This is a genomic window from Actinomadura sp. 3N407, from assembly GCF_052245875.1.
Classification (GTDB): domain Bacteria; phylum Actinomycetota; class Actinomycetes; order Streptosporangiales; family Streptosporangiaceae; genus Spirillospora.
The window spans coordinates 163866-184597 of sequence record NZ_JBQQBP010000008.1 but is presented as its reverse complement, the minus strand read 5'-3'; the positions used below and the strand labels follow the sequence as shown (position 1 = coordinate 184597).

At 70.9% G+C, this 20732-nt stretch carries 25 protein-coding genes; 19 read left to right on the top strand and 6 right to left on the bottom strand.

The window, feature by feature from the left end; genetic code table 11:
- Window positions 1-4: 4 nt before the first annotated feature.
- Window positions 5-1117, bottom strand: a complete 1113-nt coding sequence (gene pdhA / locus ACTWPP_RS21705) for a pyruvate dehydrogenase (acetyl-transferring) E1 component subunit alpha (RefSeq protein WP_443106150.1) — start codon at window positions 1115-1117, stop codon at window positions 5-7.
- A 120-nt stretch (window positions 1118-1237) separates the two neighbouring features.
- Between pdhA and ACTWPP_RS21700 the strand changes: the two genes are divergently transcribed.
- On the top strand, window positions 1238-1747 hold the full coding sequence (locus tag ACTWPP_RS21700; RefSeq protein ID WP_443106149.1) for an Lrp/AsnC family transcriptional regulator: 510 nt from the start codon (window positions 1238-1240) through the stop codon (window positions 1745-1747).
- Window positions 1748-1759: 12 nt separating this feature from the next.
- Here ACTWPP_RS21700 and paaZ read toward each other — a convergent pair whose 3' ends face one another.
- Complete coding sequence (gene paaZ, locus ACTWPP_RS21695; RefSeq protein WP_443106148.1) at window positions 1760-3868, bottom strand: phenylacetic acid degradation bifunctional protein PaaZ; 2109 nt, start codon at window positions 3866-3868, stop codon at window positions 1760-1762.
- Between the two features lie 132 nt (window positions 3869-4000).
- On the opposite strand from paaZ, the gene paaA reads away from it, so the two are divergent.
- The 5 genes from paaA to paaE are packed head-to-tail and all read left to right on the top strand — an operon-like array spanning window position 4001 to window position 7838.
- Complete coding sequence (gene paaA, locus ACTWPP_RS21690; protein ID WP_443106147.1) at window positions 4001-4969, top strand: 1,2-phenylacetyl-CoA epoxidase subunit PaaA; 969 nt, start codon at window positions 4001-4003, stop codon at window positions 4967-4969.
- Between the two features lie 41 nt (window positions 4970-5010).
- A complete protein-coding gene (gene paaB, locus ACTWPP_RS21685; protein ID WP_443106146.1) occupies window positions 5011-5304 on the top strand; it encodes a 1,2-phenylacetyl-CoA epoxidase subunit PaaB in 294 nt (97 codons plus the stop codon).
- A gap of 17 nt (window positions 5305-5321) precedes the next feature.
- Window positions 5322-6242 carry a 1,2-phenylacetyl-CoA epoxidase subunit PaaC gene (gene paaC, locus ACTWPP_RS21680; RefSeq protein WP_443106145.1) on the top strand — a complete coding sequence of 307 codons (921 nt, stop codon included), beginning with the start codon at window positions 5322-5324 and terminating at the stop codon, window positions 6240-6242.
- Entirely contained in the window at window positions 6239-6751 is a 513-nt protein-coding gene (paaD, locus tag ACTWPP_RS21675) for a 1,2-phenylacetyl-CoA epoxidase subunit PaaD (RefSeq protein WP_443106144.1), read from the top strand. Before paaC ends, paaD begins: the two co-directional genes overlap by 4 nt.
- A 1-nt stretch (window position 6752) precedes the next feature.
- Window positions 6753-7838, top strand: coding sequence for a 1,2-phenylacetyl-CoA epoxidase subunit PaaE (gene paaE, locus ACTWPP_RS21670; RefSeq protein WP_443106143.1), 1086 nt, complete (start codon window positions 6753-6755; stop codon window positions 7836-7838).
- Here the strand turns inward: paaE and ACTWPP_RS21665 are convergent.
- Complete coding sequence (locus ACTWPP_RS21665) at window positions 7835-8464, bottom strand: TetR/AcrR family transcriptional regulator (protein ID WP_443106142.1); 630 nt, start codon at window positions 8462-8464, stop codon at window positions 7835-7837. The genes paaE and ACTWPP_RS21665 overlap by 4 nt on opposite strands.
- A 175-nt stretch (window positions 8465-8639) precedes the next feature.
- On the opposite strand from ACTWPP_RS21665, the gene ACTWPP_RS21660 reads away from it, so the two are divergent.
- From ACTWPP_RS21660 to ACTWPP_RS21645, 4 genes are all read left to right on the top strand, one after another.
- Window positions 8640-8942, top strand: a complete 303-nt coding sequence (locus tag ACTWPP_RS21660; RefSeq protein ID WP_443106141.1) for a putative quinol monooxygenase — start codon at window positions 8640-8642, stop codon at window positions 8940-8942.
- Between the two features lie 108 nt (window positions 8943-9050).
- A complete protein-coding gene (locus tag ACTWPP_RS21655; protein ID WP_443106140.1) occupies window positions 9051-9914 on the top strand; it encodes a radical SAM protein in 864 nt (287 codons plus the stop codon).
- A 202-nt stretch (window positions 9915-10116) separates the two neighbouring features.
- Window positions 10117-10878, top strand: coding sequence for a hypothetical protein (locus ACTWPP_RS21650; protein WP_443106139.1), 762 nt, complete (start codon window positions 10117-10119; stop codon window positions 10876-10878).
- The gene (locus ACTWPP_RS21645; protein ID WP_443106138.1) at window positions 10875-11054 is read left to right on the top strand and encodes a hypothetical protein; all 180 of its coding nucleotides are present in this window, start codon (window positions 10875-10877) and stop codon (window positions 11052-11054) included. The genes ACTWPP_RS21650 and ACTWPP_RS21645 overlap by 4 nt, the downstream gene beginning before the upstream one ends.
- Before the next feature lie 317 nt (window positions 11055-11371).
- On the opposite strand, the gene ACTWPP_RS21640 is transcribed toward ACTWPP_RS21645, so the two are convergent.
- Both ACTWPP_RS21640 and ACTWPP_RS21635 read right to left on the bottom strand, forming a co-directional pair.
- Window positions 11372-11578, bottom strand: a complete 207-nt coding sequence (locus ACTWPP_RS21640; protein WP_443106137.1) for a DUF397 domain-containing protein — start codon at window positions 11576-11578, stop codon at window positions 11372-11374.
- A gap of 24 nt (window positions 11579-11602) precedes the next feature.
- A complete protein-coding gene (locus ACTWPP_RS21635; RefSeq protein WP_443106136.1) occupies window positions 11603-12466 on the bottom strand; it encodes a helix-turn-helix domain-containing protein in 864 nt (287 codons plus the stop codon).
- A gap of 222 nt (window positions 12467-12688) precedes the next feature.
- Here ACTWPP_RS21635 and ACTWPP_RS21630 point away from each other — a divergent pair, with 222 nt between their 5' ends.
- From ACTWPP_RS21630 to ACTWPP_RS21620, 3 genes are all read left to right on the top strand, one after another.
- Window positions 12689-12943, top strand: a complete 255-nt coding sequence (locus tag ACTWPP_RS21630) for a hypothetical protein (RefSeq protein WP_443106135.1) — start codon at window positions 12689-12691, stop codon at window positions 12941-12943.
- Complete coding sequence (locus ACTWPP_RS21625) at window positions 12931-13227, top strand: hypothetical protein (protein WP_443106134.1); 297 nt, start codon at window positions 12931-12933, stop codon at window positions 13225-13227. Before ACTWPP_RS21630 ends, ACTWPP_RS21625 begins: the two co-directional genes overlap by 13 nt.
- Window positions 13228-13410: 183 nt before the next feature.
- The gene (locus tag ACTWPP_RS21620; RefSeq protein ID WP_443106133.1) at window positions 13411-13785 is read left to right on the top strand and encodes a hypothetical protein; all 375 of its coding nucleotides are present in this window, start codon (window positions 13411-13413) and stop codon (window positions 13783-13785) included.
- A 5-nt stretch (window positions 13786-13790) separates the two neighbouring features.
- Here the strand turns inward: ACTWPP_RS21620 and ACTWPP_RS21615 are convergent, their stop codons facing one another.
- Window positions 13791-14717, bottom strand: coding sequence for a LysR family transcriptional regulator (locus ACTWPP_RS21615; RefSeq protein ID WP_443106132.1), 927 nt, complete (start codon window positions 14715-14717; stop codon window positions 13791-13793).
- Window positions 14718-14819: 102 nt separating this feature from the next.
- On the opposite strand from ACTWPP_RS21615, the gene ACTWPP_RS21610 reads away from it, so the two are divergent.
- Genes ACTWPP_RS21610 through ACTWPP_RS21585 form a run of 6 tightly spaced genes read left to right on the top strand, consistent with a single transcriptional unit; the run spans window position 14820 to window position 20727 of the window.
- The gene (locus ACTWPP_RS21610) at window positions 14820-15782 is read left to right on the top strand and encodes a fumarylacetoacetate hydrolase family protein (protein WP_443106131.1); all 963 of its coding nucleotides are present in this window, start codon (window positions 14820-14822) and stop codon (window positions 15780-15782) included.
- Window positions 15779-16726: a cyclase family protein gene (locus ACTWPP_RS21605; RefSeq protein ID WP_443106130.1), complete on the top strand. Its 948-nt coding sequence runs from the start codon at window positions 15779-15781 to the stop codon at window positions 16724-16726. The genes ACTWPP_RS21610 and ACTWPP_RS21605 overlap by 4 nt, the downstream gene beginning before the upstream one ends.
- 29 nt (window positions 16727-16755) lie before the next feature.
- Window positions 16756-17865, top strand: a complete 1110-nt coding sequence (locus tag ACTWPP_RS21600; protein WP_443106129.1) for an FAD-dependent oxidoreductase — start codon at window positions 16756-16758, stop codon at window positions 17863-17865.
- Window positions 17862-18854: an amidohydrolase family protein gene (locus ACTWPP_RS21595; protein WP_443106128.1), complete on the top strand. Its 993-nt coding sequence runs from the start codon at window positions 17862-17864 to the stop codon at window positions 18852-18854. Before ACTWPP_RS21600 ends, ACTWPP_RS21595 begins: the two co-directional genes overlap by 4 nt.
- Window position 18855: 1 nt before the next feature.
- Window positions 18856-19788: a VOC family protein gene (locus ACTWPP_RS21590; RefSeq protein WP_443106127.1), complete on the top strand. Its 933-nt coding sequence runs from the start codon at window positions 18856-18858 to the stop codon at window positions 19786-19788.
- Window positions 19789-20727 (top strand): fumarylacetoacetate hydrolase family protein, encoded by a 939-nt coding sequence (locus ACTWPP_RS21585; protein WP_443106126.1) that lies wholly within the window; start codon window positions 19789-19791, stop codon window positions 20725-20727. It begins immediately after the preceding gene.
- Window positions 20728-20732: the final 5 nt, after the last annotated feature.

Sequence of the window (20732 nt, the reverse complement as noted above, 5' to 3'; positions counted from 1 at the left end):
GCGGTCATTGTCCGTCCTCTGGGGCGGTCAGCTCGGACGCCAGCAGCGCCCGCTGCTCGCGCAGCTGGGGCGTGGGTTCGGCGAAGACGTGGTCGAACAGCTCGAACGGGTCGGTCTCGGGGTCGGTGTTCATCTCGTCGCGGACGCGTGCGGCGAACTCCTCGGCGGCCTTGTGCGCGGAGGCGATGTCCTCGGTGCCGAGCAGGCCCCGGTCGCGCAGATGGGTCTCCAGGCGGGCGAGGGGATCGGCCGCCTCCCACCGTTCGACCTCGTCCGCTTCCCGGTACCGGGTGGCGTCGTCGGCGTTGGTGTGCGCGTCCATCCGGTAGGTGTGCGCCTCCACCAGGAACGGGCCGTGTCCGGTCCGCGCGTGTTCCACGGCCGCCGTCAGGACGGACAGCACCGCGACGAGGTCGTTGCCGTCCACCTGCTCGGAACGGATGCCGTACCCGATCCCCTTGTAGGCGAGGGCGGGGGCGGCGGTCTGCTTGGCCAGCGGCACCGAGATCGCGTACTTGTTGTTCTGCACGAAGAACACGACGGGGGCGTGGAGGACGGCCGCGTAGTTGAGCGCCTCGTGGAAGTCGCCCTCGCTGGTGCCGCCGTCGCCGACGAAGGCCATCACGACGCCGTCCTCGCCCTTGCGGCGCAGGGCGTCGGCCATGCCCACGGCGTGGACGGTCTGGGTGGCGAGCGGTGTGCACTGGGGCGCGACGTGTGTCGCCGCGGGGTCGTATCCGCAGTGCCATCCGCCCCGCAGGAGGGTGAGCGCCTCGACCGGGTCGATGCCACGGGCGATCAGGGCGACCGTGTCCCGGTAGGTCGGGAACAGCCAGTCGTCCTCCCGCAGCGCGAGGACGCCGGCGATCTGGCAGGCCTCCTGCCCGCGGCTCGACGGGTAGACGGCGAGCCGGCCCTGCCTGGTCAGCGCGGTCGCCTGGCCGTCGAAGCGGCGCCCGAGGACCATCCGCCGGTACGCCTCCACCAGCTCCTCGCCCGCCGGCATCGGGTAACCGGCGGGCGGTTCGACGGCGGTGCCGTCCTCGGCGACGAAGCGCACCGGGACGGGCGAGGGAAGCAGATCGTCGGCCGTCGGCCGAGGTGCAGCCACGGACATGGCCTCGCTCGCTTTCTCTGGACGCTTGATAGGGAGAGCGTCCGCCGTGCCGACCATCTGTTCAAGACTTCGGGCACAATATGCGACAAGTAGTCACCTATGGGGTTCAGGGAGGGCCGATTGTCTGCCGACGAGGGCGGGGTGGGCGGTGAAGCCGGACGAATTGCCGGCCCGCTGGACGCGGTGGACCGCGCGATCATCGCCGAGCTGCTGCGCGACGGCCGCGTCTCGGTGCGGGCCCTCGCCGAGCGCGTCCACATCTCCCGCGCCAGCGCCTACGCCCGGCTCACCCGCCTGACGGACGACGGGATCATCACCGGGTACACGGTCGAGCTCGCCCCGCACAAGGCGGGGCTGGGCACCAGCGCGTACGTCTCGGTCACCATCGAGCAGAACTCCTGGCGGGAGCTGTCGGCCCGGCTGCGGGAGGTTCCCTACGTGGAGCACTTCGCGATGGTCGGCGGCGACTACGACGTGCTGGTCCTGGTCAGGGCACCCGACAACGCGGCGCTGCGGCACGTGGTGATGGAGTGCATCCAGGACATCCCCGGCGTCCGCGCCACCCGCACCTGGCTGGTGTTCGACGAGGCCCGCGGCCGCGGCGCGGGCTGGGGGGCGCGCGGAGGCTGAGCCACGCGTGCTTCACTCCGCCGGCCGGGTCTTGGCGACGAGGGTGAGCACGTCGTAGGTGGCGACCGGCTCGCCGTCCTGGTTGGCCACGACGGCGTCCCAGCGGACCTCGCCGTAGCCGGCGCCGCCGCGCGGGGTGATCTGCTTGACGGTCAGCGTCACCGCGATCGAGTCGCCGGCCTTGACCGGGGTGAGGAAGCGCAGGCCGTCCACGCCGAAGTTCGCCAGGACCGGGCCGGGCGCCGGGTCCACGAACAGCCCGGCGGCGAGGGACACCACGAGGTACCCGTGGGCGACGATGCCGCCGAACAGCGGGTTCCGCGCGGCGGCCTCGGGGTCGGTGTGCGCGTAGAAGGTGTCCCCGGTGAACTCGGCGAAGTGGGCGATGTCGTCGAGCGACACCGTGCGCGGCGCGGAGGCGATGGTGTCGCCGATCCGCAGTTCGGCCAGCGATTTGCGGAACGGGTGATCGCCGGACCCCGTGCCGCCGGACACCGTGCGGGCCGCGCCGGTCGTCCACCGGCCGGTGACCGCGGTGAGCTGGTCGGGCGAGCCCTGGACGGCCGTGCGCTGCATGTGGCCGAGGACGCCCCGGATCCCGCCGAGCTCCTCGCCGCCGCCCGCGCGCCCGGGACCGCCGTGGACGAGCGCGGGCAGCGGTGAACCGTGCCCGGTGGACTCCTTCGCGTCGTCCCGGTCCAGGATGAGGACACGGCCGTGCCATGGAGCCAGCCCCCGGACGACCGTCCGCGCGACGTCCGGGTCGTGCGTGACGACGGACGCGACGAGGCTGCCCCGGCCGCGAGCGGCCAGCTCGACCGCCGAGTGAAGACCGTCCATCGGGTGGCGGCCGGGTGGGGGCTGGGGGACGGTCGCGCCGGTGCCGCCGTAGGTGAGGACCGTGCTGACCGGCCCGAACGGCTCCACGTCGTGCGGCTCGGCGGCGCCCGGACGCGCGCGCAGCAGCATCGGCGTCATGAACGCGCCGCGTTCGGGGTCGCCGCCGAGCAGCGGGCCCGCGCCGGCCGGGTCCCCGGCGACCACCTCGGCGCCCGCCCGCAGCGCCTCGACCGCCTTGCGCACCTCGTCGCGCTGGGCGAGGCTCGCGAGCGCGCCCATCCGCACGTCGGGGTCGCGTGGGTCGCCGACGGTCACCTTGGCCAGCCGCGCGGCGAGCGCCTCGATCACGGGCTCGGCCATCGGCTCGGGGACGAGCACCCGGCGGATGGCGGTGCACTTCTGCCCCGCCTTGACCGTCATCTCGGTGACGACGCCCTTGACGAACAGGTCGAACTCGGGGTCGTCCGGGCGCACGTCCGGCCCGAGGATCGAGCAGTTGAGCGAGTCGGCCTCGACGCCGAGGCGGACGCCTCCGTCCAGTACGTTCGGGTGGCGGCGCAGGAGGCCCGCCGTGTGCGCGGAACCGGTGAAGGCGACCGAGTCCTGGACGGTCAGCCGGTCGAGCAGCCCGCCGGGGCTCCCCGCGAGGAGCTGCAGCGCGCCCTCCGGAAGGATGCCCGACCCGATGATCTGCCGGACGGCGAGCTCGGTGAGGTACGCGGTCTGGCTCGCGGGCTTGACGATCGACGGCAGCCCGGCGAGGAACGCCGGGGCGAGCTTCTCGAGCATCCCCCAGACCGGGAAGTTGAACGCGTTGATCTGCACCGCGACGCCGGGCCGGGACGCGTACACGTGCTGCCCGGCGAACGTCCCGCCCTTGCCGAGGCGCTCCAGGCCGCCGTCGAGGACGATCGTGTCGTTCGGCAGCTCGCGCACGCCCTTGCTCGCGTAGCCGAACAGGGTGCCGATGCCGCCGTCGACGTCGACGGCCGTGTCCCGCGCGGTGGCGCCGGTCCGCACCGACAGGGCGTACAGCTCCTCCTTGTGCTCGGTCAGGTGCTTGGCGAGCGCCTTCAGCATGGCGGCCCGCTCGTGGAACGTGAGGGCGCGCAGCGCCGGGCCGCCGGTCTCCCTGGCGTGCCGGACCATCTCCGCGACGTCCAGGCCGCGGCTCGACAGCCGCGCGACCTCCTCGCCGGTCGCGGCGTCGAGCAGGGGTGCCCCTTCGTCGTCCGCGCGGAACCATCGTCCGGCGGCGTAGCTCTCCAGCAGTGGGCTCACACTGTCTCCTCTCCGAGGGCGGGAGGCGGGGACCGGCAGGGGCCGGCACGGCCTCTTGCGCAGGGCGGCGGTCTCGTGGCACGCTATTACTGATCGAACGGTAAGTAAATACATCGACGCGGAGGGACCCAAGTGACGACCCCACCGGTGAAGGCCGAGCCGGGCCCGGACGCGGGTCTGCAGGCGGCGTTCGACGCGACGATCGCACGCCACGACCGCATCGAGCCCCGCGACTGGATGCCGGACGCCTACCGGAAGACGCTGGTGCGGCAGATCGCCCAGCACGCGCACTCGGAGATCATCGGCATGCAGCCCGAGGGCGCCTGGATCGGCCGCGCCCCGTCCCTGCGCCGCAAGGCGATCCTGCTGGCCAAGGTGCAGGACGAGGCCGGCCACGGCCTCTACCTGTACTCGGCGTGCGAGACCCTCGGCGTGTCCCGCGCCGAGCTGACCGACATGCTGCTGTCCGGCAGGCAGAAGTACTCCTCGATCTTCAACTACCCGACGCTGTCCTACGCCGACGTCGGCACGATCGGCTGGCTCGTCGACGGCGCCGCGATCTGCAACCAGGTGCCGCTGTGCCGCACGTCCTACGGACCCTACGGCCGCGCCATGATCCGCATCTGCAAGGAGGAGTCCTTCCACCAGCGGCAGGGCTACGAGCTGCTGATGACGATGATGCGCGGCACCGACGCCCAGCGCGAGATGGTGCAGGAGTCGGTCGACCGGTTCTGGTGGCCGTCCCTGATGATGTTCGGGCCGCCGGACTCCGAGTCCCCCAACAGCGAGCGGTCGATGGCGTGGGGCGTCAAGCGCAACTCCAACGACGAGCTGCGCCAGAAGTTCGTCGACATGACCGTTCCGCAGGCCGAGGCGCTCGGGGTGACGCTCCCCGACCCGGACCTGCGCTGGAACGCCGAGCGCGGCCACCACGACTTCGGCGAGCCGGACTGGGAGGAGTTCGCCGCGGTCGTCCGCGGGAACGGGCCCTGCAACGCCCAGCGGCTGGCCCACCGCCGCGCCGCCCACGACGACGGCGCCTGGGTGCGCGAGGCGGCGTCGGCGTTCGCGAGCCGGTCCGCCGAAGGAGGTGCCATATGAGCGAATTGAACCGGGGGGCCGCCCCCTCACAAGAGGACCGCATGAGTACGGACAGGCGGGAATGGCCGCTGTACGAGGTGTTCGTCCGCGGTAAGCGCGGCCTCAACCACGTCCACGTCGGGTCGCTGCACGCACCGGACGACACGATGGCCCTGCGGCACGCGCGCGACGTCTACACGCGGCGAAACGAGGGCGTGAGCATATGGGTCGTGCGGGCCGACGCCATCACCGCGTCCAGCCCGGACGAGAAGGACCCCCTGTTCGCGCCCAGCGGCGACAAGGTCTACCGGCACCCGACGTTCTACGACATCCCCGGGAACGTCCCGCACATGTGACCGGAGGGCGGACCACCATGAGCGACGAGCACGGCAGCATCTTCGACGGCCTGATCGACGGCGGAGACGCCTCGCAGTGGGCGTTCGGCACCGACTTCGAGGATCCCCTCGCCGGCGTCGACACCACCGTGCCCGGCGGCGTCGACCACACCGAACTCGCCGCGTACTGCCTCATGCTCGGCGACGACGCCCTGGTCATGTCGCAGCGCCTGTCGGAGTGGTGCAGCCGCGCGCCCGACCTCGAAGAGGACATCGCGCTGGCGAACATGGCCCTCGACCTCCTCGGGCAGGCGCGCCTGCTGCTGGCGCGGGCGGCCGCCGCCGACCCGGGCGCCGTGCCCGCCCTCCCCGACGGCTCGCCGGTGCCCGCCGAAGACGCGCTCGCGTTCTTCCGCGACGCCGGGCAGTTCCGCAACGTGCGGCTCGCCGAGGTGCCCAACGGCGACTTCGCGCACGTCGTCGTCCGGCTGCTGCTGTTCTCGGTGGCGCGGCTCGCCCTGCTGGAGCGGCTGCGCGCCAGCGCCGACTCGGTGCTGGCCGCCGTGGCGTCCAAGGGCGTCAAGGAGGTCACCTACCACCGGGACTGGGCGGGCCGCTGGTTCCTCACCCTGGCGCAGGGCACCGAAGAGTCGCGCCGCAGGCTCGTCACGGCCCTGGACGACCTGTGGCCGCTCCAGCCCGAACTGGTCCGCGCACATCCGGTCGAACTCTCCCTCGCGCAAGCGGGCGTCGGCGTCGACCCCGCCTCCGCCCGCGACGAGGTCGACGCCGTCCTCGACCAGGTCCTCGCCGTCAGCGGTGTCGACCGCCCGGACCGGCCCGCCCTGGCCGGCGTCGGCGGGCGGACGGGCCGGCACGGCATGCACACCGAGGCGCTCAGCCTCCTGCTCGCCGAGATGCAGGTGGTCGCCCGCGCGCACCCGGGAGGCCGCTGGTGACCGCCCGGGAACGCGCCGCCGAGGTCGCGGGCCAGGTCCTCGACCCGGAGATGCCGATGCTCACCCTCGCCGACCTCGGCGTGCTGCGCGACGTCGACGTGGAACACGAGGCCGGCGGCGACGAGGTGATCGTCGCTTCGATCACGCCGACCTACACCGGCTGCCCCGCCATGGCGACCATGCGCGACGACCTCGTCCACCGGCTGAACGACGCGGGGTTCCCCCGGGTCGAGGTGCGCGTCGTCCTCGACCCGCCCTGGTCGAGCGACTGGATCTCCGAACGCGGCCGGTCCGCCCTGCGGGAGGCGGGACTGTCGGCGCCCGGCCCCGCCCACCGCCCGGACGGGCCCGTCGCGCTCAACCTCGGGCCGACGCGGCACGCCCCGCCCTGCCCGCGCTGCGGCTCGACCGCGACCCGGGTGACCTCCGAGTTCAGCGGCACCGCGTGCAAGGCCCTCTACCGCTGCACCGACTGCCTCGAACCGTTCGAGCACGTCAAGGAGATCTGACATGTCCACTCCGGCCCCCGCGCGGACCCGGCCGGCCGCCGCCTTCCACACGCTGACCGTGGCGGCGGTCGACCACCTGTGCGAGGACGCCGCGGCGATCACGTTCGACGTCCCCGGCGAACTGCGCGAGGCGTACGCGTTCAAGGCCGGGCAGTCGCTCACCCTGCGCCGCTTCGTGGACGGGCGGGAGGAACGCCGCTCCTACTCGATCTGCGCCCCCGCCGGCGCCCCGCCGCGCATCGGCGTCCGCGAGATCCCGGACGGGCTCTTCTCCTCCTGGCTGGTGCGCGACGTCGTGCCCGGAACCACGATCGACGTGCAGACGCCGACCGGCTCCTGGCAGGCCGACCCGGAGCCGGGCGAGCGGCACCTGTGCATCGCCGCCGGGTCGGGCATCACCCCGATGCTGTCGGTCGCGTCCACGGTCCTCGCCCACCCCGGGGCCCAGGTGTCGCTCCTGTACGGCAACCGGACGAGCGGCACCGTGATGTTCAGCGAGGAACTCGGCGACCTGAAGAACCGGTACGGCGCCCGCTTCCAGATGGTCCACGTGCTCTCCCGCGAACCCCGCGACGTCGAACTGTTCTCCGGGCGGCTCGACCGCGACCGGCTGCGCCGCCTGCTCACCGACCTGATCCCGGCCGAGGCGTTCGACCACGTCTGGCTCTGCGGGCCGCTGCGGATGCTCGAAGACGCGCGGGCGGTGCTCGCCGACCTCGCCGTCCCCGCGACCGTGCACGTCGAACTGTTCTACGTCGACGAGCCCCCGCCGCAGCCGCGACGCACCGTCGCCGGCCCCGGGCCCGGCCCGACGACCGAGCTGACGATGATGCTCGACGGCCTGCGGACGACGTCGACCGTCCCCCGGGACGCGACGCTCCTCGAAGGCGCCCAGGCCACGCGCGCCGACCTGCCGTTCGCCTGCAAGGGCGGCGTCTGCGGGACGTGCCGTGCCATCGTCCGCGAAGGCGAGGTCGACATGCGCCGCAACTACGCCCTCGAACCGTCTGAGGTGGACGCCGGGTTCGTCCTCACCTGCCAGACGTTCCCGGTCGGCGAGAACGTCACCATCGACTACGACGCCTAGGCCTCGTGCCGGGCCAGGCCGTCGAAGGCCATGCCGGTGATCGCGCCGGCGACCGTCGCCGTGTCGTACACCCCGTCCGCGCGGTACCACTCGACCAGCGAGTTCACCATGCCGAACAGCAGCCGGCTCACCAGCGCCGGCGGCACGTCGTCGCGCAGGGCGCCCTCCTTGACGGCGTCGGCGACGAGCGCGGCGAGCCGGTCGTCGAGCCAGCGGCGCCTCTCCAGCGCGGCCAGCTCGACGGGGCTGTTGCCCCGGACCCGCAGTAGCAGCGTGACGGACGGCTGGTGCGCGACGAGAACCTCGACGCTGCGCCGCACCACCCCGCGCAGCCGCTCGTAGGCGGTCGCCCCGCCCCGCTCATGGGACGCCTCGGCCACGACGGCGGTGAGTTCGTCGAGGGCGTCGTCCAAAGCCCGGCTGAGCAGCTGCTCCTTGCTCGTGACGTGGTGGTAGATCGCCGCCTTCGTCAGCCCGAGTTCCTTGGCCAGGTCTCCCATGCTCGTGGCGTCGTACCCCTTGCGGTTGAACAGCTCCACCGCGGTGCGCAGGATCGCCTCCTGGTCGTACCCGGGACGCCCACGCCGACGCCGCGGGGGCGGTTCGGCGGGCCCGGTCGTCGTCACCCTCGCAGCATCTCACGGGGACGTAACGCTCACCCCAGCCCGACGGGCGGGTCGTCGAAGCCGGCCGCCGCACGGTCTGACGTGGGCGGCCGTCCACCGATGAGTTTCGGGTACCCGTGCCGTCTGTACGTGCGGGATGGAAGATGCCCTGCCACATCGGAAGAGGAACGCACTCATGGTCATCGTCGCGGGACACATCACGGTCGATCCTGGTCAGCGCGAGTCCTACCTCGCGGGCTGCACGAGCGTCGTCGAACAGGCTCGCCGGGCCGCCGGGTGCCTCGACTTCGCCATCACGGCCGACTTGCTCGACCCCGCCCGCATCAACATCTACGGATGCTGGGAGTCGCAAGCGGCCGTGGAAATCTTCCGCAGCAGCGGCCCCAGCGACGACCAGAGCGTCGCGATGCTCTCGACCTCGGTAGCCGAATACGAAATCGCCAACGTGCGCTCCTTGACCGCGGCCGACCCGTCATAAGGCGGACCGCGACGGAATGACGCGGTAACCGGCGCGCCGGACGAGGACCGCAGCGGCGGAGGCCGGCTCCCGAATCAGGCGGCGCGGGCGGGTGCTTGCGTCGAGAACTTGGAAGACGCGGCCGAGACGGCAATAGAGATCGCGCTCAAGGAGTTCGAGGGCTTGGAGTGGCCCGAACGGGAGCGGCTCCTCGAAACGATCCGGGACGCCGGGGTGCTGTGGCTGCAGCTCACGGGCGGTGAGCCGATGATCGATCGGTCGTTCGCTCCCGTGTACGCCAGGGCGTACGAACTCGGGATGATGCTTGAGATCCTCACCAACGGCTCCAGGCTGGCCGCTCCAAGGGTCCTGGAACTCCTCACGGCGCACCGGCCGAGCAAGCTCAGCATCAGCGTCTACGGCGCCACCGAGGCCAGCTATGACGGCCTGGTCCGCCGCAAGGGCGCATTCCGCAAGTTCGTGCGTGGCCTGGAGGCCGCCAGCGAGGCGGGGCTTTTGTTCGACCTGAGCCTGATCATCACCGACCGCAACGCGCACGAGGTGGACGCCATGCGGGCGCTGGCCGAGCGGTTCGGTGCCAGGTACCGGGAGTACGCCAACATGTCCCCGACGATCTACGGCGGTGGCGAGAGTCTCCCATCGCAGTCGCCGGAGTTCCTCACCAGGCGCAAGCCGTTCACGGGCTGCGACGCCGGACACACCTCCTTCCACGTCAACCCGTTCGGGAAGGCGTCCATCTGCAAGATCGGTCGCGAACCCAACATCGATCTGCCCGGCGAAGGGGTTACCGGCTTGGCCCGACTCGGCGGTATCGCCGACCGATCTCTTCTGCGTCAGGGCGGTTGTACGGACTGTGCTTTGCAGGACACATGCGGTACGTGCATGCCGCTCGTGCAGCTCTACCGCAAGGCACAGGCACCGCTGGCGAGCTACTGCCAGCACGGACATCCACGAAGGGGGGTGAACCAATGACTCATACGACGGCAGTCACTGACGTGGCGGGCGATGACACGCCCGAGGTGTCGATCGTCGAGGACGTTAACGACGTGGCGGACGAGGCGACCGGCCTCGGGTGCGGCGACGACAATCCGTACCGGTGAGCCGGTCCGGCGAGTGAGCGGCGGCCTCCCCGTGCTTCCACCTGGCGGGGAGGCCGCTCCAGTAGCTTGCAGGCGTGACAATGCGGGGCGGTTGGGAAGACGTGCAGCACCTCATCGAGAAGCACACCGGGCCAGTGACCTCGGCCTGCCACGCGAACGAGGGGTTCAACTCCGAGCTCGCAGTCGTCATCAACGAGACGACGTTCGTCAAGGGCCTTCGCAGCGACCACCCCCGCGCGTGGACACAGGAACGGGAACGGGGCATCAACCTCCACGTGCGACACGTCTCCGCCCGCTTGCTCTGGTCCGACCAGGTGGAGGGGTGGGATCTCAACGGCTTCGAGTACCTGGATGGCCGGTCTGCGGATTACGCTCCCGGTTCCGGTGATCTCGCGTTGATCGCGGCGATGATGACCCTCTTCCCCTCGGCGCCCGGTGACGTCGAGTTGAAGCGCGCCGAACATCGCTGGTCGGGCTACAGCACCCAGCCGGACCTGTTCGCCGGTGACGGCTTGGCGCACACGGACTGGTCGCCGAGCAACATCCTCATCAGTGGAGGTCGGGCCGTGATGGTCGACTGGGCGTGGCCGACGCGTGGCGCGTCCTGGCTGGACCCGGCGTGCTGGGTGGTGTGGCTCATCGCCACCGGGCACGGCCCGGAGCAGGCCGAGGAATGGGCCTTGCGGGTCCCCGCGTTCCTGCAGGCCCCTTGTACCGCCGTGACCGCGTTCGCAGGGGCGCAGGCGGCCATGTGGGAGGACATCGGAGATGATGCCCCTCATCCCGGTCTGGCCGCCGCAGCCGCAGACTGGGTGGAGCATAGGAGTTCCTGGTGACCGCCCAGATCCGCAGCGCCACTTCGCACGCCACCGCACCCACGAGAGCCCGGTCGCAATCGGATGACGAGCTGATCGCCGCGGTGAGCGGCATTTGGGTGCGGGACTGGCAGACGGCGGGGCCGGACGCCGTCGTGTTCGTCGCCGGTCGACCAAGATCGTTGCGCCACATGTGAGCTCGGGCGAGGTCGATCCAGTGATTTGAGCGGCTCTCGGTGGGTGCGTCGTCCGGGAGGCGCATGTCCTTGGACCTGCCGATCGCGGCGGGCTGGCGTCGTTCAGGCCGTTGAATGCGGCATCAGCGTCGCCACGATCTACGGCTCCGCCGGACGCTCCGGCCAGTCGGCACAGGCCCTGGTTGCATAAGCACGTGATCGGCCGGCCTGACCCGGCCGATCACGTCGCTGACTTTGCCAGGCGCCGGTAAGCGCACGCGAGGCGCGCGCCAAGACCCAGTAGGGAAATCCTCACAGTCGTGCTAAGTGCGAGCACGTCATGAGTTGTCGTTCGCCCTGCGCTTCACGGCATCTGTGAACGTGCGCCAGTCGGCACGCGTGAACATCAACTTGGGGCCCGTGGGATGCTTGCTGTCGCGCACGGCGACGCCACGGTGCAGATCGGCGATCTCCACACAGTTGCCGCCGTTGCCGCTCCGGCTACTCTTCCGCCAGACGGCGCGGGAGAGATCCACGTTGGTCATGGCCCGCTCCTCCCAAATCGTGATTCACGCTAGCTCTTCGGCTACGCGAGTGATCATGGACAGCGACTCGTCGGGATCGAGCGCCTTGGCTATGAGGTAGTTGAACATCACTGTATAACGCTCGACTTGGGGCGTCTCCTCCAGATAGAGGCTGCCTGTCTGGTTCTCCAGGTAGACCACATCGGGGTCGCTGGCCTCCGGAAAGTCCAGAATCGTGAACGATCCCTCCATGGCGGGGTGCGCTCCCGCCTTGAACGGAAGGACTTGGACGCTCACGTGAGGCTGGCGGGCGAGATCCACCACGTGGTGTAGCTGGTCGCGCATCACTTCCTCGGGCCCGACGACTCGCCGAATGACAGCTTCGTTCACCACTGCCCAGAACTTGAGCGGGCTCTCTCCGGTCAGACGTTCCTGACGGGCTGAGCGCACCTCGATCTTGTGTTCGATCTCGTCCTCGTTGCCCGCCGCGGGCGCGGCGTGCAGGAACGCTCGATAGTAGTCCGGGGTCTGGAGCAGACCGGGCATTAGCTCTGACTCATACGCCTGGATCGAAGCCGCCTCGGCCTCTAGGCCCACGAAGAACTGAAACCAGGTGGGGATCGCCGCGCCATATGAATGCCACCACCCGCGCTGCCGGGCTTCGCGGGCGAAGGTGAGCAACACCTCGCGCCTGCTGGCGTCCACGTCATAGACGTCCAGCAGCACGCGCAGGTCAGTAGGGCGGATGCGTCGCTCACCCGTCTCCCATCGACTGATCGTCGAGCTGCTGAAGTCGCCTTCGGACCGGCTCGCGACCTGTTCGATCGTCAGACCGCGCTCTTCCCGCAGACGGCGCAGCTCGTAGCGCAGTCGGCGACCGCGCACGGTCGGACTCGGGCGTATCGGCACGAAGCCACCTCCACCTTTTGGGGAATTGCCAATTGGGACTTGCCAACAGGGTAGTCCCCGTGCACGCTATAGCTTGCCAGCGTCACAGACCGCGTGTGGGTGGTTCTGGCGAGTTACGAACGTCATCGGATCTAGCGGTGACGTGGCCGAAAGAAGACGGCCCTGGGCCGGTGCTTGCCCCACCAAGCCCAGGGCCTAGCCCGACTGGAAGGAGTCGGACCCGTGGGTAATGGTACGGGTGGGCCGCTGGAGGAGCTGGCTGCGCAGCTCACGCAACGAGGGTGCCGGGCGACGGTGGACGGGGGCATGCTCTCGGCGTCGCTGGGGGCGCGTCGTGAACACGTGATCGTCTGCGACGGTCGGCGGTTCCGGTGGGGCGGTGAGCGCGGGTATGTGCTCGGCGAGGTCGGGGCCGAGTCGGCGTCGGCGGACCGAGCGTTGATCGTGCTCAAGCAGCTGGCCCGGTGGTCGCGATGAACGGCTACGGGGTGAGTGCGGACGCGACCGCCGCCGCGACGTTGGAGCGGTTGAACGTGCTCGTCCGGCTGATGACGGACCTGCGCGGGCTCGGGCGGGGATCGTGGCTGGCTCTTCCGGTCGCGGGGCAGCCGGTCCTGTACGTCCAGGCTCATTCGGTACGGCTGGCGGTTCTGGGCGTGCAGGACGGCGCCGGCTGGTCGTACCTGTGGGACGGGGGCCGTAAGGCCGCGGCGGACGGCACGCTCGTGGCGGCTCGGCAGATCGCCGGGGTGGCGCGGTGATCGTCTGGGACGAGGTGCACACCGAGCGAATGTGCTCGGGCGGAAGCCTTGACGTGCGGGAGGTCCGGGCGCGGGCTGGGACGAGTCCGGGCGCGGCCTGATGGTGGTGAACGGGCTGGCGGAGCGCTGGGGGACGCTGCCGGGTGGCGACGACCGGTACACAGTGTGGTTCGAGGTGGCGCGGTGAGCGGGAAGGGAACGGTGGTCCAAGTGCTGCGTGGCGCGTGGGCAAGGCTGGCGCTACGGGGTGCGGGGCCTGGTGAGCTGCTTCCGGAGCCTTACCCGGAGACGGTGTTCTTGTTCGCGGGGCTGGCGCCGGGCGCGCGGAAGGCGCTGGAGGTGTTCCCGCAGGAGGCACGGTCGTGGCGGACGCTGGCGGAGATGGAGGCGGCGCGGGCGCGGGTGTGGTTGGGACAGGGGAGGGTGTGGGACGCGGGGGTGTGCGCCGGGCGGGCGCAGGCGTACCGGGCGGCGGCCGAACAGGTGGAAGAGGTGCTGATCGGGTCGCTTGAGCTGTGGGAGGAGTATGAGCGGCAGGCCGGAGAGTGCGGGCAGTGACCGGCTTATGGGGGCTCGTTGCCGGGTTCGTGTTCGATTTCTTGGCCGACGATGGTGAGGGTTTCGCGTAGCCAGCGGTGGGCCGGGTCGGCCTGGTGGACGGCGTGGAACCAGAGCGCCTCCAGGATCGGGACCGCCTCGAACGGGCAGGGATGGAGCTGGAACCCGCCGAGGGCGTTGAGGCGATGCGCCAGCCGTTCCTGGATGAGCGCGATTCTGGAAGTGCCGGGAATCAGGAACGGCAGGGACTGGAAGTTCTCCACGACGACCTCCACGTTCGGCTCGATGCCCAGCATGGTGAGCTGGCGTATCGCGAACGACGCGGTGGTCGGGCCGTGGAAGGCGGTCACCCAGGGCAGCGTTCCGAGGTGGTCCATGGTGAGCCCGTCCGACAGGGCCGGGTTCGCGGGGTCGGCGATGATGACCCATCGGTCGGAGTAGACGTCGGTGTACGGGTGGGTCGAGATGAAGCCGTGCGGCATGATCAGGCCGTCGGTGGAGCGCAGCGTGGCGTCGATGTCGTCGACTCTTGGCACGTTGATCTGCAGGAACCGGATCCGTACCCCTGGGGCTTCGGTCGCGAGCCTGCGCATCAGGGGGTTGCCCAGGACGGTGAGGACGTAGTCGGAGGCGACGAGGGTGAACTCTCGGTCGCTTTCGGACGGGTCGAACCGCGGACGGGCGGAGAAGACGCGGTCGACGACGTTGACGGCGAGGGCCGTGGGGTCCACCAGTGCGGTCGCCAGCGGGGTCAGCTCGTAGGAGTTGCCGACGCGGGTCAGCAGTTCGTCGCCGTAGTGGCGGCGCAGCCTGCCCAGGTTGGAGCTCATCGCCGGCTGTGAGAGGCCCACGCGCTGACCGGCCCGTGTCACGTTGCGTTCCTCCAGCAGCGCGTGCAGGGCCATCAGGAGGTTCAGGTCGAGGCTCTCCATGGCGCCTCCATCCATCCCATGAATAGTTCCTAGACAAAGTATCGATTTCTCACATCGTTGCCTGTCAGGCACAGTGAGGGCAATCACATCGGAGGCAACGCCGTGGAAACCTGTTCGACCTCGTCCGCGCGCTTCGCGCTTGGGACGTTCTCCGCCGACGGGATGCGTGTTCCCGGCCTGGTCGTCGGCGACCGCATGGCGGATCTGCGGAGCCACTGGCCGTCGCTGGAGGCGCTGCTCGGGGACTGGGACGCGGCGCTGCCCGTCCTGGACGGCCTGGCGGGCTCAGCTGAGACGGTGTGGCTGCCGCTGTCCGACCTGGAGGTGCTGGTCCCGTTCACGCCGGGCCAGGTGATCCAGTCCGGGGCGAACTACCGGACGCACGTGGTCGATCTCGCGGTCGCCCACCGCGACTTCACCGGCGCGGAGGAGGAGGCGGCGGCCCGCGCCGAGGTCGGCGCGATGATGGACCGGCGGGCGGCGGAGGGGATCCCGTACCTGTTCGTGGGCCTGCCGAGCGCGGTCGCCGGGCCCTACGACGACCTCGTCCTGCCCGGCTACAGCGACCGGCACGACTGGGAACTGGAACTGGCCGCCGTCATCGGCCGGCCGGCGTTCCGGGTGACGCGCGAGCGGGCCCTCGACCACGTCGCCGGATACACGATCTGCAACGACGTCACGACCCGAGACCTGGTGTTCCGGCAGGACATGAAGGAGATCGGCACCGACTGGTTCCGGTCCAAGAACGCGCCGGGCTTCTTGCCGCTCGGGCCGTTCCTGGTCCCCGCCAACGCGGCCGGTGACCCGATGGACCTGCAGGTCACGCTGACCGTCAACGGCGAAGTGATGCAGGCCGAATCGACCAAGGACATGCTGTTCGACGCCGCCGCCCTGGTCTCCGCCGCGTCCCAGATCACCCGGCTCCAGCCCGGGGACCTGGTGCTGACCGGCAGTCCCGCGGGCAACGGCATGGCGTCCGGCCGGTTCCTACGCGACGGCGACGTCATGGAGGGCACCATCACCGGCCTGGGCACCCAGCGCGTCGTCTGCCGGGCGGAGCGGTGAGCGCCGTGGAGGAGGCCATCGCCAGGGCCGCGCGTGAGTACTCCAACTGGGGGCGCTGGGGTGAGGACGATGTCCGCGGCACCCTCAATTTCCTCGGCGAGGCCAAGCGGGTGCGGGCGGCTGGGCTGGTCAGGCGGGGTGTGAGCTTCTCGCTGTCCCAGCGGTTCGACATGAACGGGCCCCAGCGCGGGTGGCGGCGGCGTACGAACCCGGTGCACACGATGCTCGACACCGGCGTCGACGCGGCCCTCGGCAAGCAGGGCTTCCCGCACGGGATCGGCGGCGCCGACGATGTGATCGCGATGCCGCTGCAGTGCTCCACCCAGTGGGACGGCCTCGGCCACATCTTCGACCACGGCAACGCGTGGAACGGCCGTCCTGCCCAGGACGTGGTGACCAGCGACGGCGACCTGGTGACGGGCATCGAGACCGTCGCCGACGTGGTCGCCGGACGCGGTGTGCTCCTGGACGTCGGCCGGGTCGTCGGCGGAGGGGAACTGCCGGACGCGTTCGCCATCACCGAGGAGCACCTCGCCGCGACCGCCGACGCGCACGGCGTCGAGGTCGGCTGCGGCGACATCGTGTGCGTCCGGACCGGGCAGCTCGCCCGCGTCCGCCGCGACGGGTGGGGCGAGTACGCCGGCGGGCCCGCCCCCGGCCTGTCGTTCTGGACGGCGGGCTGGCTGCACCGCACGGAGATCGCCGCCATCGCCACCGACACCTGGGGATTCGAGGTGCGTCCCAACGAGTTCGAGGACGCCTTCCAGCCCCTGCACCAGGTCGTCATCCCCAACATGGGCCTGTTCGTCGGCGAGATGTGGGACCTGGACGCCCTCGCCGCAGACTGCGCCGCCGACGGCGTGTACGAGTTCCAGCTCGTCGCGGCGCCGCTGCCCATCACCGGGGCGGTCGGCTCGCCCGTCAACCCGATCGCGCTCAAATGAGCCGCCCGGCAATCGAACGGAGACCGCGCATGACGAACGTCGGCAGCGTGCTGATCGTCGGCGGTGGCATCACCGGCACCGCACTGGCCACCCTGCTCGCCCGCGGAGGCGTCCGCGTCGACGTGGTGGAGGTGAAGCCCACCTTGTCGTCGCCGGGTTCGGGCATCACCCTGCAGGGCAACGCCCTGCGCGTACTGCGCGAACTCGGCGTGTGGGATCAGGTCCGGGCCGAGGGGTACGCCTTCGGGTCGGTCGGCATCACCAAGCCGGACGGTTCCCTGCTGTTCGAGCAGGAGGACCTGCGGACCGGCGGCCCCGACCTGCCCGCCACCCTCGGCATGGACCGTCCCGACCTTCAGGCGATCCTCGTGGAGGCGGCCCGGCGGGCCGGTGCGCGCCTCAGCGCCGGCCGCACCGTCACCGCCCTGGATCCGCTGACCTTCGACGACGGCACCACCGGCGAGTACGACGTGATCGTGGGCGCCGACGGCATCCACTCCGCCGTCCGCTCCATGATCGGCATCGACATCGGGCCCGAGCCGGTCGGCATGGGCATCTGGCGCGTGCACGCTCGCCGGCCCGCGTCGGTCGTGCGCACCGACCTGGCCTACGGCGGCCCCTGCTACATCGCCGGATACTGCCCGACCAGCGAGAACACGCTGTACGCGTACCTGGTGGAGGACGCCCGCGACCGCGCGTCCATCCCCGCGGACCGGAAGGCGGCGATCATGCGGGAGCTGGCCGAGCCGTACGGCGGCGCGTGGGACGAGATCAAAGGCGACATCACCGACCCCGAGCGCGTCAACTACACCTGGTTCGAGTCGCTGCTGGTACCGCGTCCCTGGCACCGGGGAAACGTCGTCCTCATCGGCGACGCCGTGCACGCCTGCCCGCCCACCCTGGCCCAGGGCGCGGCCATGTGCCTGGAGGACGCCTCCGTCCTGGCCGAGATGCTGCTGGAGAACCGCGAGGTCGGCGACACGCTGCTCACCGCCTTCGCCGACCGCCGGTACCCGCGCGTCCAGGCCGTCGTGGAGGGTTCGCTCCAGCTGGCCCGCTGGCAGATGGAACCCGCCGACGACGCCGACGTGCCCGGCCTGATGGCCCGCACCGCCGCGATGGTGAGCGAGCGGCCATGACGACCGTGGACGTCCACGCGCACGTCATCCTGCCGGACATCGAGCAGGCCGTCGCAGGCCGCCCCGGACTGGACGCCCATCGCGCGCTCGACCTCCGCCGCAACGGCGCCGAGGCGATGGCCGTGTCCGGGAAGATGGTCGGCGATCGACTCGCCCGGCTCACCGACGTCACCGTGCGGCTGGCCGACATGGACGCGACCGGCGTCGACGTCCAGATCGTCAGCCCCTCCCCGTCCCACTACCACTACTGGGCCGAGCCGGAACTCGCCGAACGCGTCTACCGCCTGGCCAACGAGGGCACCGCCGAGCACTGCGCCAAGGCGCCCGGCCGACTGCACGGTCTGGGCCTCGTCCCGCTCCAGCACGCCGACATGGCCGTCCGTGCGCTCGACCATGCGCTCGACCTCGGCCTCAAGGGTGTGGAGATCTCCTCCCACGCCCCCGGCCGGGACCTGTCCGATCCCGCCCTGGAACCGTTCTGGTCCCGGGCGGCCGAACGCGGAGCCGTGCTGTTCCTGCACCCGTTCGGCTGCACCCTGGACGAACGGCTCGACCGCTGGTACCTGTCCAACATCGTCGGCCAGCCCACCGAGAACGCCGTCGCCCTCTCCCACCTGATCTTCTCCGGAGTCCTGGACCGGCACCCCGGCCTGGAGATCGTCGCCGCCCACGGCGGCGGCTACCTGCCCACCCACATCGGACGCGCCGACCACGGCTGGCGGGCCCGCCCGGACGCGAAGGGCTGCGCCGAGCAGCCCAGCGCCTACCTGCGGCGGCTCTGGTTCGACTCCCTCGTGCACGACCCCGGCGTGCTGCGCACCCTCGTGTCCGCCGCGGGGGCGGGCCGGGTCCTGCTCGGCTCGGACCACCCCTTCGACATGGGCTCCGACGACCCGCTCGGCGACCTGCGCGCCGCCGGGCTGCCACCGGACGACGTGGACGCCATCGGCGGAGCCAACGCCGTCGCGCTCTTCTCACTCAAGGACTGACATGCGACTCATCACCCATCTGCGGCACGTGGACCTCGCGGTCCCCGACTACGCGCGCCAGCGCGACTTCTACTCCGGTGTCTGGGGCCTGACGGAAGTCGCCTCGGACACCGGCATCAGCTTCCTCGCCGCCGAAGGATCGCCGGAGCAGTACATCGTCCGGCTCCGCCACGACACCGGCAAGCGGCTCGACCTGATCGCCTTCGGCGCGGCGGCCCCCGGGGACGTGGACGCCCTCGCCGCGCGGCTCCGCGACGCCTCCGTCCAGCTGATCACCGAGCCCGGTGGACTCGGCACCCCCGGCGGCGGCTACGGATTCCGCTTCTTCGACCTGGACGGCCGGACGGTCGAGGTCTCCGCCGACGTCGCCGTCCGGGAGCACCGCAAGCTGGAACCCAAGGAGGCCGTGCCCGTCCGGCTCTCCCACGTCGTGCTCAACGCGCCCGACATCGCCGCCACCCGCGCCTGGTACGAGACCCACCTGAACTTCGCGCTCTCGGACACGCTCGCGTCCCCGCACATGGGCGAGGTCATGCACTTCATGCGCTGCAACCCGCAGCACCACAGCCTCGCCATCGCCCGCGGCCCCCACACGTCCCTGCACCACATCTCCTTCGAGATGCGCGGCCTGGACGAGTACATGTACGGCACCGGGCGGCTCATCCGCTCGGGCGCCCGCATGATCTGGGGGCCCGGCCGCCACCTGGCGGGCGACAACACCTTCTCCTACTTCCTGGACCCGCACGGCAACACCGTCGAGTACACCACCGAGCTGGAACTGCTGGACGAGGACGCCTGGCACCCGTCCGTCCACGACCTCTCCCAGCCCGAGGTCACCGACCAGTGGGGGACCGCCAACCCGATGAACGAGCTGATCGCCAAGGAATCGTTCAACGACCCCGACCGCGGCGTCTTCGTCGCCCCACCCGTCTGAATGCGATACGCCGCCTACACCCACCGGGGCCGACAGCGCTGCGGCGTCGTCCAGGGCGACGCCGTCCACCACCTCGACGCGCCCGACCTGCTCACGGTCATCACGTCGGGGAACCGCCCCGAAGCCGCGGGCCCCGCCGTCCCGCTGGACGAGGTGACGCTTCTCGCGCCGATCCAGCCCCCGACCGTCCGCGACTTCGTCTCGTTCGAGGAGCACGTCGAAGGCGTACGGCGCAGCGTGAGCGGCGAGGCGGGCGTCCCCGACCAGTGGTACGCCGCCCCGACGTTCTACTTCACCAACCCCTACGCGATCATCGGCACCGGCGAGCCCGTGCCGGTACCGCCCGGCTGCGAAGTCCTGGATTTCGAACTCGAAGTGGCCGTCATCATCGGCGAGGAAGGCCGCGACCTGACGCCCGAGCAGGCGCGCGACCGCATCTTCGGTTACGCGGTCTTCAACGACTGGTCGGCCCGCGACCTGCAATCCGCCGAGATGCAGGTCGGCCTCGGCCCCTGCAAGGGCAAGGACACCGCCACCACCCTCGGCCCCTGGATCGTCACCGCCGACGAATTGGAGCCGTACCGTGACGCCGAGGGCTTCCTCAACCTGGCACTGTCCGTCTCGGTCAACGGCACCGAGATCGGCCGCGACCTGCTCTCCAACATGGGCTGGCCCTTCGAGGACCTCATCGCCTACGCCTCGCGCGGCACCCGCGTCCGCCCCGGCGACGTCCTCGGCTCCGGCACCTGCGGCAACGGCGGCTGCCTGGCCGAACTGTGGGGCGTCAGGGGAAACCGGACCCCGGCCCCGCTCCAGGTCGGCGACGAGGTCACCATGACCGCCGAAGGCATCGGCACCATCACCAACACCGTCACCGAGGGCGCCGCCCTCCATCCGATCCCGGCCGCCCGCCCCCGCCCCCGCACGCGCCCGAGCTGACCGCT